Below are 10,696 nucleotides of genomic sequence, written 5' to 3' on the forward strand. Positions count from 1 at the left end.
CGCTCCCTTTTTTGTTTTCTGACACCTCAATTAAACTTTGAATCGCGTTACCGCGTCCTGCAATTGCGCCATCAGGCAATTGACTTCTTCGGTCGCTGTATTAGACTGTTCTGTCAGTGCTGCGCTGTTATCCGCCAGATCAACAATGGTGTTCAGACGTTTCGAGACATCATTAAGCACCCTGTCCTGTTCGCCTGAATCTTTCACAATGCGATGATTCACGTCTGACAGTTCTTCGATAATATTTGTGATCTGAGAAACCTTGCTGTTTACTTCGCGGATCATAGCCACACTCTTATCTGACAACTCTTTACCTTCTTCAATAGTCCGTACAGCTTTATCAGCATCAGATTGCAAACTGCCAATCATAGTTTCGATTTCTTGTGTGGAATTCTGTGTCTTTGTCGCCAGGGTTCTAACTTCATCCGCCACAACGGCGAAGCCCCGGCCTTGCTCACCCGCCCGGGCCGCTTCGATAGCGGCATTGAGTGCCAGTAAATTTGTTTGCTCAGCAATACTCTTAATCACATCCAGGATGCCGCCGATATTGCGACTGTTTTCAGCCAGGTTTGAGATAACCTCCCGGGAATAATCTGCCTGCGTCGCCTGTTGCTGAATTTGCTTTTCACCCTGGGCAGCAAGCCCACTTGCCTGCGCGGATTGTTGTGCCACTTCATTGAGTTTTTCCATTCCCATGCGGATTTGCTCAACGTTATCCTGGCTACTTTTTCTGACTAATTCGGTACTTTCTGCAGTAAGGTGGATTTCCTCCCGCTGTTTATCCACTTTTTCAAGCGCTTCATGACCCAACTCTACAGTTTGCGCAGTTGCAGCATTTAATCCCTCCTGCTGTTCAAGGATATGTACCACCAACTGATGCAGGTTCTCTGAAAGTACATTAACCTGCTTCGATAAGTCACCAAATTCACAGTTGCTGGAAGCGTCCGCCTTATGCGTCAGATCACCTGAGCTGATCACACGCAAGCTGCGGGCAATTCGGCCAATTGGCACAGAGATACTCTTGTAGACTACAAAGCCTGTGCCGACAGCCAACCCCGTGCCCAACAACATAATAATGACACCGATAGTGATGTTACTCTCGATAATCTCCAGTATTTCGTTCTGCCCGGCCAGGGTGCTGTCATTAACTTCGTCAAACAACGCTTTAAAATGCTCGATTGCCTGATCCAGGCTGGTTTCAGAGGCTGTTTTGGCCTGTTGTGCGCTGGCCAGTTTGTCCAGTTTAAATCGGTGCATAGCAATGACACCATTGCTGCCAAAAATCAGCGGCTTGAGTTTTGCCAGTTGTTCTTTGTAATCTTCCACTAATCCATCAGTATCTACCGACTCAGCGAGCCGCGATACAAACTGATCAGCTTCATCGATATTACTCATGGAAAACTCCATGGTACTGGCGATGTCTTCTGATACTTTGGGGTCCTGGGTAACAACCAATTCGTTCGTGGAATTAAGCAACGTAATCAGCAGCGTATCTATGTTGTTGCCGGCTCCCGCCAGACTCTTCAGGTTGTCGTCGCTCTCCGCACCCGGCATATACGCTAAATCCAGTAAGGGTGCGCTGGTATCATCCACTGCCAGCGAAACCTTGTCCATGTAGCTGATTATGTTGTCCCGCTGATTTAAAAAACTCTGTCTTTCTAAATACATGTTTTTCGCATTCTGCAGGTAGGACTCCACTGAACGCTTGCCGTCACTCAAATAACGAAGCTGACCATCGCCCATCGGCATGCGCTGTAAATCGCGTAGCGTTCCTTCAAACTCACCGAGTAGTTCGTCGAATTGTGCTTTATTGCTATTAAGTGCTGACAGATTATCCAGGTAATAACCGCTTAAAGACGCTTTGCCCAGATTGAGCAACTGGGTTTGGATTTTCAGAACCTGACTTTGCAGAGGCATTTTTTCATTTATTACCGACTCAGATGACTCGCGAATATCCGAAAGGCCAACATATGACATGACATTGGTGATAAACAACACAAAACCCAGCAAGATAAAGCCGAGAATTGTTTTCGCTACTACTGTAAATCGCATATCTTTCCTTGCCTCATTATTTTTCTAATTGGCATTCAATCGGTTAGGTTTGTATCGACCAAATCCAGGTTACCCTTTAATGTTGCCTTCGGGCCTGAATAAACATGTTCCAACATAGGGCTTTAAATCTCTGATTTTCTTAGCATACTCTCTTAATTCTAGCCTAGTATAGCGCCATGTGGTACAACCAGTTAACTTGTTTTTAACAAATAGCCAATATTTTTATTCTGAATACCCCCCTTTCAATCCTGTAGAAGTCACTTATAATAACGATAATTAATGTCTGAAAAGCCAAGAACATGGATCAAAATCAAGAACTAAAGAAAGCCGGCCTGAAGGTTACGCTGCCCCGTCTAAAGATACTGGAAATTTTAAAAGAACCGAAAAATCAGCACATTAGCGCAGAAGATGTCTATAAGATTTTGTTAGAGCAAGGCGAAGATATTGGCCTGGCGACTGTGTACCGCGTATTAAACCAGTTTGATGATGCGGGTATCCTGGACAGACACCACTTCGAAGGTGGTAAATCCGTATTTGAAATCAGTGATAAAAATCATCACGACCATCTGGTTTGCCTTGATTGCGGTAAAGTCATTGAATTTGAAGATGACGTTATCGAAACCCGCCAGAAGGAAATCTGTGAAGCGCATGGTATTAAACTAACCAACCATAGCTTGTATCTATATGGCAGATGTATTGACGGTAAATGTAATCACTAATTCGCTGTCTAAGCAGATTAGTGATTACAGGTAGGATACTACTCTTAATCTGTTAAATATTTACCGCAAGGCTGGCCGATCAGAACCAGCCTTTTTTACGTCTCCGAAAGGATATAGGTTTTCGGCACGCGCAGCGGCATTCGGGTAACCAATTCATACCCAATAGTATCAGCCCAACGTGCCACTTCGTTAGCACTTAACGATTCCCCCCACAGAGTTACCGTATCGCCCATTCTCACTTCCGGAATATGCGTAATATCAATACTCAGCATATCCATGGAAACCCTGCCCGCCAAACAGGCTCGTTTTCCTCGCACTAACACCGGGGTGCCACTTTTGGCATTCCGGGGATATCCGTCACCATAGCCTATTGCCACAGTCGCTATGCGCGAAGGTTGCGGTGCCTCCCACGTACTGCCATAACCAACGCGTTCGTCTTTATCAATAGTGCGTATCGCAATGATTTTTGACTGAAGTGACATGACCGGTTGCAGTTTATCTGCCTCAGGATGCGGAACGTCGAAAGGTGACAAGCCATAAAGCATTATGCCGGGCCTGACAAAATCACTGCGCCCCTCGTCCCAGCCCAGGATAGTGCCGGAATTCCCAATACTGGTTGAAATATCACTGGCTCCGGAGGCGATGATGTGTTTTTTAACCTGTTTAAATATCGCCAGTTGCTGCGCAGTGTATGGTTCATCCAGTAAATCTGCGCTGGCCATATGGGTCATCAGGGTGACCAGGTCTCGCGTTTTATTTGATTGTTTTAAGCGCTGATACAAACGCAAAGCTGAATCAGGATACACGCCAAGCCGATGCATTCCGGTATCGATTTTAAGCCAGGCCGATAAGGGTTTAGTCAGCGACTGCTTTTCCAAAGCGTTAACCTGATACTCACTGTGAAATACAACCGAAAAATCAAAGGCTGCAGCCTGGGCTAACTCGTTTTCACTGAAACAGCCTTCCAGCAATAAAACCGGGCGTGTTAGCCCGGCATCCCGTAAGTGCATGGCTTCTTCAATACTGGAAACCGCAAACATTTCCACCCGGTCCTGGATAGCAAACGCCACTTCCACAGCACCATGTCCATAAGCGTTGGCCTTTAACACGGCAACGATTTTGCTTAGCGGGCTGCTCTTTTTAGCAATGGCCAGGTTATGGCGCAGAGCATCAAGATTAATTGTCATAGAAGCTGGGCGAGACAAGACTGTTTATTCCCTTACTAAATAGGTACGCTGCGAAAAACTAAGAAACGAATTACTTATTTGAGTCCGATTGCTGTTTTGAGCACTAATTCTGTGTCACCCGGGGCTCAATGAACGCGCAGTAACTGAATTGCGATTGTAACAGTACAACCCGGCCTGATGAAATACACCATCGCGATTTTATATAAAATCGACATTCAGACAGCAGAAGCTGAATGTCTTTACCGCTCACAGGTTCATTTTTGCACAGCGTCAGATTCCCAGCTATTCAGTGTCTGAGTAATTAATCCGGCGGTCATTTGAGGCTTTTCCAGGGGAAACATATGGCCCACGCCCTTAATTAACTGATGTTCCATTGCAGGCTGTTGCTTTAGCAAGCGCCGCACCATCGGCGGAAAGCAGGCATTAGTATGTTGTGCAGTAAAAAGCTTAGCAGGAACGCTTAGTTTGTTACTGAATAAGTTCAGATTGTGAGGAATATTTCTAAAAATCGCGGTTTCAACTTCTGCATGATAGGCCAGTTTGGCTCCCTTGCCTTCCGCCCTGATAGCTGAGGATACATAATCTTGTACGCATTCAGGGTCAAAATTCCGAAATAACGCTTTGGGTTTAAAGTATTCCAGTACCTGTTCTTTATCATCCCAACTTACCTTGCGAATTTTAGATTTTCCCGATGGGGTTAATTTATCAATCAAAGGCGTTTTTTTGAGAACCCGAAATACGTGACTCATCATTCCCACCATGATGGGAGGATCTAACATTATCAGCCCTTTTACCAAATCAGGTCGTTGGCAACTGGTTAAAAAGGAAATCACACCACCAAAAGAATGCCCCACTAGATATACGGCTTCCTGGCAGTTGTCCTGCAAATAGCAAATTAACTCATTCACCTGATTTTGCCAGTTGTCGTTAACCGGGAATCGTTTGTCATGGCCGAATTTTTCATGGGCATGTATCACAAAATTATCCGGGAAAAACTGCCATAACTTTTTATAACTGCTGGCCGGAAACCCATTCGCATGGGCGAAATGCAATGTAACAGGTTTAGCGATATCTGTCGGAATCAAATTGTGTTCAGTGTTATTCATGGTGTTGTTGCTTTATCCAGTATTTGCTGGCGAAATTGAGTGGGTGTCATGTTAAACCAGGCTTTAAAGGCTCGCCGAAAGTTTGCTACATCGTCGTAGCCTAATGCCCAGGCAACTTGCTGTATGGTCATAGCGGACTCCGACAAATATTTCTCTGCCTGCGTTTTTTTGTGGGTTACCATTAAATCCCGAAAGCTGGTACCTTCAGCGATTAGTCTGCGATGTAAGGTGCGGGGTGTTACGAATAATAACTTCGCCACTTCCTGCAACGCAGGCACGCAATGCTGTTCCTGTTTTAATATAGCCTGCACTTTATGTTGCCATGATTCAGGTATATCCGTGCTAATCTGCTTTAACTGCTGTTCAAACTGACGGGTTAATTGTTTGAGCGCCATCTCATCGGCCTGACTAAAATGGTGGTGAAGCCATTGTTTCTCCAGACCAATTACGCACTCATGAGCGGAAAAGTACAGTGAAGTCGGCAGGTGGTGCTGAAAACTCGCGATGTAATCGGGTTTAGCAAAGTCAAAGTGAACGGCTTTGATAACCGCTGCCATGCGATCCTGCCCGGCCAGAACAGTAAACAGCTTGCTCAACGAAACCGCTACAGTTTCACAAAACGCCTGGTGTAAAGCTTGATTTTCAAAGGTGGAGCAAATTTGGATATTCAGACTGTCGGATGTTTCTTCAATCGCGGTTTTAATAAAACCGCTTCGGGTACTGATGTATTTATTCAACAGCCTGGTCGCCTGAGCCAGATCCTCGCACAACAACAAACCATACCCCAGTAAACCATGGCTTCCTATCCCCAGCATTTCTCCCAGTCTTAATCCGATATCAGGCACCGGTGACAGACGCAGCGCTGCTTCGACAAGTTGCTCATATTGTCGACGAGGGAGCCACAACGAGTCATCTTCCAACAGTTTTGGCGATGCGTCACACTCTTTTAGCCACTGCAAAGCATCAATGCCCATTGCCTGAAGTAATTTACCAATGTGCGTTATGTAATGTGCCGGGACGTACAAACTAATTCGCGGTGCTTTTATCACTATGATAGAAGCACGTTATGCCGGTTATTGTTGACCTTGTCAATAAATGACTCCCCTTTTGTCACAAGTACACCTCCCCACAAGGCTGGCTGTTAGTTCAATATCTGGCGGTACCGGTTTTACTGTTACTTTGAGAAAACGTGCATGCACTATTTAAAATTTTTTCTGTTTCACTTTTACGCGCTGGTTGGAATTGTGTCTCTGAGTCTGGGAGGCATGTGGATTGTTGCGGGTTTTCTTTTCACCCTGATGTCCATTATTTTGGGAGACCTGATGTTGGGTGATGATTTATCCGAGCCTGCACCCAAAGCGAACGTGTTTTATCATTGGCAACTCTGGAGCGCATTACCACTATTATCAGTGCTGATTTTCAGTGCCATTTGGCAACTTGCCCGAGCAACAGGGGAAATTGACTTAATCTGGTGGGTAGCCGTTTTTTATTGTGGGCTACTGACAGGCACACTGGGTACAGTCACAGCCCATGAGTTAGTGCACCGGAAATGGGGAAGCACAGCCCACAGCATCGGACGTTGGTTACTGGCATTCAGTTTTGATAGTAACTTTGCCATTGAACATGTTTTTGGTCACCATATCAACATCGCAACCACACAGGATGCCGCCAGTGCTCCGCGCGGCAGAAACGTCTACCAGCACATGGTGATATCCACAATCCAGGGCAATATCAGTGCATGGAACATAGAAAAAAAGCGGTTGTTGCGAGCAAACACAGCCGTATTGTCGCTGCAGAATCGATTTATTCACGGGGTGATATTGAGTCTGATATTAATGCTGTTCAGTTATGTATTGGGGGGATTATCCGGTCTACTGTTCTTTGTATTATCAGGCGTTATTGCCAAAAGTTTGTTGGAAATTGTCAACTACATGGAGCACTATGGTCTGGTGAGAGTTCCCGGAAAACGCGTATTTCCCAGACATTCATGGAATGCCAATAACAAAATTAGCAGCTGGTCACTGTTCAACTTAACCCGACATTCGCATCACCACGCCAATGCCAATGTGCCCTTTCAGTACCTTAAACCGATGAAAGAGGCGCCATTGATGCCCACCGGTTATCTGGGCACGTTGGGGCTGACTCTGGTTCCTCCATTATGGTTTTACCTAATGAAACCCAGGCTGGCAGCATGGGATGAACAATTCGCCTCCCCGGAAGAGCGACAATGGCTGCTTAAACAAAATGAACAACACTAAAGCACAAAGTACTGGTATTTCCGGCCAGCCACCCTATATCTTCCTTAACGATGAGTGATTGGAAATTAGTTTGTCTTCTGTAAAACCTGGTGCTTTAGTCAGTATTAAACAGGCTGCCATACCCGGCCTGTTGTTTGTAGTGAGTTTGTGGTGTATTAAAATTGCTGAGGTAACGCTGGGCGTCTCGCTCCATGAACTCGGTGTTTACCCGGGTAAACTTGCGGGGTTAGTCGGCATTGTCACGGGGCCTTTAGTACATGGTTCATTCGAACACCTCGCCAGCAATAGTTTGCCGTTATTACTGTTGCTGGGGGCGCTCTATTTTGGCTACCCCAACTCTAAATATTGGACTATCGCTATTGTCTGGATTGGTTCCGGGCTGGGTACCTGGGTATTTGCGCGTGAAGCGTGGCACTTTGGTGCCAGTGGTTTAACTCACGGACTTTTCTTCTACCTGCTGCTGGCCAGTATATTGCGGCGGGACAAACGTTCAATTGCCCTGATGATGATAGCATTTTTTATGTACGGCAGTATGACCCTGACTATCTTCCCCAGAGAGCAAGGGGTGTCCTTTGAATATCACCTGTTTGGCGCTGTTGCGGGCTTACTAGCCGCTGTGTTTTTCCGCCGCGCAGATCCCAAGCCGGTCGAGCCACTATACCCCTGGGAAGAGCAAGACCAGGAGGATGAAGTGATTGGTGATGAATGGCAATTACCCGAACAACAAAACTCCCCAACACCGGATTCGCAAATATCGAACAATACTAATAAAGACAATAACTTACTCTAAAGACAGGTTCTATAAGTTGCGAACCCTGGCGGTTTATCTCACACTTAGCACAGTTAAAATTGCAAATTGACAACACTATGTTTGAGGTTCGCCCATTTGTTAAAATGGATTTTGAATGTGTTCAGGCTATCTACCAGCAAGGCATTGATAGTGGTTTAGCCACCTTTCAAACTGAGGTCAAGTCCTGGCAGGAATGGGACGAGTCCTTTGTCCATTCCTGTCGCCTGGTGATCGTTAACGAAAGTAACCGGGTATGTGGTTGGGCAGCCTTGTCGCCGGTTTCCAGTCGATGTTGTTACGCCGGCGTGGCTGAGGTTACCGTCTATATGGCATCAGATGCCAGAGGCTTTGGCGGTGGCAAACAACTTTTGCAGGCGTTAGTCAAATGCTCTGAACAACAAGGGATCTGGACATTAAAAGCCGGTATCTTCGAACAAAATCTGGCCAGCATTGCGCTTCACCAAAAATGCGGATTCAAAACACTGGGCACCCAGGAACGACTCGGTAAACTGCATAACACCTGGATGAATGTGGTTGCAATGGAACGCCGTAGTCAGGTGGTAGGCATCGATTAACGCCTGTTTACTGGCAATACAATTGGTGCAATAAACTGATAATAGGGATCACCTTCTTGTCTGCCAGTGAATAATAAATAGTTTGTGCGTCTCGCCTTGTACACACCAGGTTTTCCCGCCGTAAAAACGCCAGATGTTGAGATAAGGTAGACTGCGGTATAGTCACCAGCGCATTTAACTCAGAAACTGACTTTTCACCCGATTGTAAAATACATAGCAACAACAGGCGGTGTTTATTGGCCAGCATTTTTAGCATGGCGACCGCCTGCCCGGCATGTTGTTCCATTTCAGAAAAAGGCATGTTCATGAATTCATCCTTTTCCTGAATATCTCAGTGCGTCAAACACTTTCATACTGACAACCATCACAGTAACGAACACCAATAACCGCGGCTCCCCACCAGGTATGTTGGCCAATGCCGGACCAGGACACAACCCGGTTATTCCCCAACCGGCGCCGAATAAAACAGCCCCCCATAGCAAGGATTTGTCAGGTTGTTGCTGAACAGGCAGGTTAAAACCCGCTTCACACCAGGGTTTAGACAGCCTGGGTTTAACCATGAAATAACCAGCCCAATAAACTGTCAGCGCTGCTACCATAACCAACAGTAAACTGGGGTCCCAGCTACCAAAGAAGTCTAAAAAGTTCTGAACCTTCAGCGGATTCACCATCTGAGACAGGAGTAATCCAATAGAAAAAGTCAGGCCAGATAAGTATGCCATCAAATTTGATACTTTTGTCATGGTTGTTCCCTATATCACCAGGTGGCGCATTAGCGCGACAGCAACAATGCCCGTTAGCATAAATACACAGGTAGCAATGACCGAACGAAGTGAAAACCGCCCAATACCACAGATACCATGACCACTCGTGCAACCGGCACCCATGCGGGTACCCACCCCCACTAAAACCGCACCAGTAATTATTTGCCACCAGGACAGAGATATTTCCGCAGGTAATTTAATCTGTGCGTAATCATACTGAAATGCATTGATTATCGCGGGGCCAGTGAGTAAGCCCAGAATAAACCAAACTGCAATACGGGATTGTTTTGGCGCATTGATAATATTACCCACTAAACCAGATACCCCCATTACCCGTCCGTGAGCCAATAACAATATCACCCCGGCCAGGCCAATGAATACTCCCCCAACCATTGCCATCAACGGTGTAAATTCTGTCATAATCCACCCTATATTGTATTTTTTAAATATACGATATGATAACCCTGTTTAGCGATTAAGAAAAGTGCAGCTCCTTATTTTACGTCCTTCGCAGTCATAGCGGAGAATAGTTTTACAACGACGGTGATCTTTCCTATGCTGGATCGGTTAACCCCATCCAGAGGAAAAACAGTTGGATTTAGTTTTGCTAAAACCTGGACGTCAAGAATTAGCGGGATCCAGCATGATTGATGGTGACCTGATGACGTCCGGCGAAGACTTGTCAGGATGTATCGAGCTTGTTTCCATGGGGTATGGCTTTAAACAACAAATGACCACCAATGTGAGTAATTCTGCCAGAACCTCAGGGCGTCCTGATATGGAAGATCTCAAAATCGTTAAATACGTAGACAAAGCATCACCGCTCTTATACAAGCATATGCTATCCGCTACCCCAATTGACGATGGTATTGAACCAACACAATTATTTTTATGCCGCAATGCCAACATCGATGGAGATGGCAATTCCATCATCGGTAATATAGTGACGGTTAAACTCTTCAACTGCATGATCAGCTCCATTGAAACCCAGTCACAAGCAAATGATATGGCCACAGAACAATTAACTCTCAACTTTACCGATATCGAATGGACCACATCAGAACAGGACAGTCAGGCAAACACCACAGGGAATTATGTGTTTTTCTGGAGTGAAACCTGATTTCATATTACAGGAATTAGAAGTCTTTTCTGCCGCGAATAAAAAAGGCGCTCAACAGCTGTCTCTTATACACAAATCCCTGCTAAGTAATTAGTGGGGATTTTTTTGAACTAAATTCCTGGCCT

At 45.7% G+C, this 10,696-nt stretch carries 12 protein-coding genes; 5 read left to right on the forward strand and 7 right to left on the reverse strand.

The genetic code is table 11. From position 1 onward, the window contains the following. Positions 1-30 precede the first annotated feature (30 nt). A complete protein-coding gene (locus tag AC0J20_RS19150; RefSeq protein ID WP_473022956.1) occupies positions 31-2,052 on the reverse strand; it encodes a HAMP domain-containing methyl-accepting chemotaxis protein in 2,022 nt (673 codons plus the stop codon). Between the two features lie 299 nt (positions 2,053-2,351). On the opposite strand from AC0J20_RS19150, the gene fur reads away from it, so the two are divergent. Continuing rightward, a complete protein-coding gene (gene fur, locus AC0J20_RS19155) occupies positions 2,352-2,771 on the forward strand; it encodes a ferric iron uptake transcriptional regulator (RefSeq protein ID WP_229527538.1) in 420 nt (139 codons plus the stop codon). Between the two features lie 95 nt (positions 2,772-2,866). Here the strand turns inward: fur and alr are convergent, their stop codons facing one another. From alr to AC0J20_RS19170, 3 genes are all read right to left on the reverse strand, one after another. Further along, a complete protein-coding gene (alr, locus tag AC0J20_RS19160; RefSeq protein ID WP_473022957.1) occupies positions 2,867-3,958 on the reverse strand; it encodes an alanine racemase in 1,092 nt (363 codons plus the stop codon). A gap of 254 nt (positions 3,959-4,212) precedes the next feature. Then, a complete protein-coding gene (locus AC0J20_RS19165; RefSeq protein ID WP_473022958.1) occupies positions 4,213-5,064 on the reverse strand; it encodes an alpha/beta fold hydrolase in 852 nt (283 codons plus the stop codon). Beyond that, complete coding sequence (locus tag AC0J20_RS19170) at positions 5,061-6,113, reverse strand: AraC family transcriptional regulator ligand-binding domain-containing protein (protein WP_473022959.1); 1,053 nt, start codon at positions 6,111-6,113, stop codon at positions 5,061-5,063. Before AC0J20_RS19170 ends, AC0J20_RS19165 begins: the two co-directional genes overlap by 4 nt. A 144-nt stretch (positions 6,114-6,257) precedes the next feature. Between AC0J20_RS19170 and AC0J20_RS19175 the strand changes: the two genes are divergently transcribed. The 3 genes from AC0J20_RS19175 to AC0J20_RS19185 all read left to right on the forward strand — a co-directional run bounded on the left by AC0J20_RS19175 (position 6,258) and on the right by AC0J20_RS19185 (position 8,687). Then, on the forward strand, positions 6,258-7,322 hold the full coding sequence (locus AC0J20_RS19175; RefSeq protein WP_473022960.1) for an alkane 1-monooxygenase: 1,065 nt from the start codon (positions 6,258-6,260) through the stop codon (positions 7,320-7,322). Between the two features lie 70 nt (positions 7,323-7,392). Then, positions 7,393-8,112 (forward strand): rhomboid family intramembrane serine protease, encoded by a 720-nt coding sequence (locus AC0J20_RS19180; RefSeq protein WP_473022961.1) that lies wholly within the window; start codon positions 7,393-7,395, stop codon positions 8,110-8,112. A gap of 77 nt (positions 8,113-8,189) precedes the next feature. Then, positions 8,190-8,687 (forward strand): GNAT family N-acetyltransferase, encoded by a 498-nt coding sequence (locus AC0J20_RS19185; RefSeq protein ID WP_473022962.1) that lies wholly within the window; start codon positions 8,190-8,192, stop codon positions 8,685-8,687. A 7-nt stretch (positions 8,688-8,694) separates the two neighbouring features. Here the strand turns inward: AC0J20_RS19185 and AC0J20_RS19190 are convergent, their stop codons facing one another. The 3 genes from AC0J20_RS19190 to AC0J20_RS19200 are packed head-to-tail and all read right to left on the reverse strand — an operon-like array spanning position 8,695 to position 9,871. Beyond that, positions 8,695-8,988: an ArsR/SmtB family transcription factor gene (locus AC0J20_RS19190; protein ID WP_473022966.1), complete on the reverse strand. Its 294-nt coding sequence runs from the start codon at positions 8,986-8,988 to the stop codon at positions 8,695-8,697. A gap of 10 nt (positions 8,989-8,998) precedes the next feature. Beyond that, positions 8,999-9,430, reverse strand: coding sequence for a DUF6691 family protein (locus AC0J20_RS19195; protein WP_473022963.1), 432 nt, complete (start codon positions 9,428-9,430; stop codon positions 8,999-9,001). 9 nt (positions 9,431-9,439) lie between these two features. Next, positions 9,440-9,871 (reverse strand): YeeE/YedE family protein, encoded by a 432-nt coding sequence (locus tag AC0J20_RS19200; RefSeq protein WP_473022964.1) that lies wholly within the window; start codon positions 9,869-9,871, stop codon positions 9,440-9,442. A 172-nt stretch (positions 9,872-10,043) separates the two neighbouring features. Here AC0J20_RS19200 and AC0J20_RS19205 point away from each other — a divergent pair, with 172 nt between their 5' ends. Continuing rightward, positions 10,044-10,571: an Hcp family type VI secretion system effector gene (locus AC0J20_RS19205; RefSeq protein WP_473022965.1), complete on the forward strand. Its 528-nt coding sequence runs from the start codon at positions 10,044-10,046 to the stop codon at positions 10,569-10,571. Positions 10,572-10,696 lie beyond the last annotated feature (125 nt).

It is taken from the genome of Planctobacterium sp. R6 (assembly GCF_055755215.1).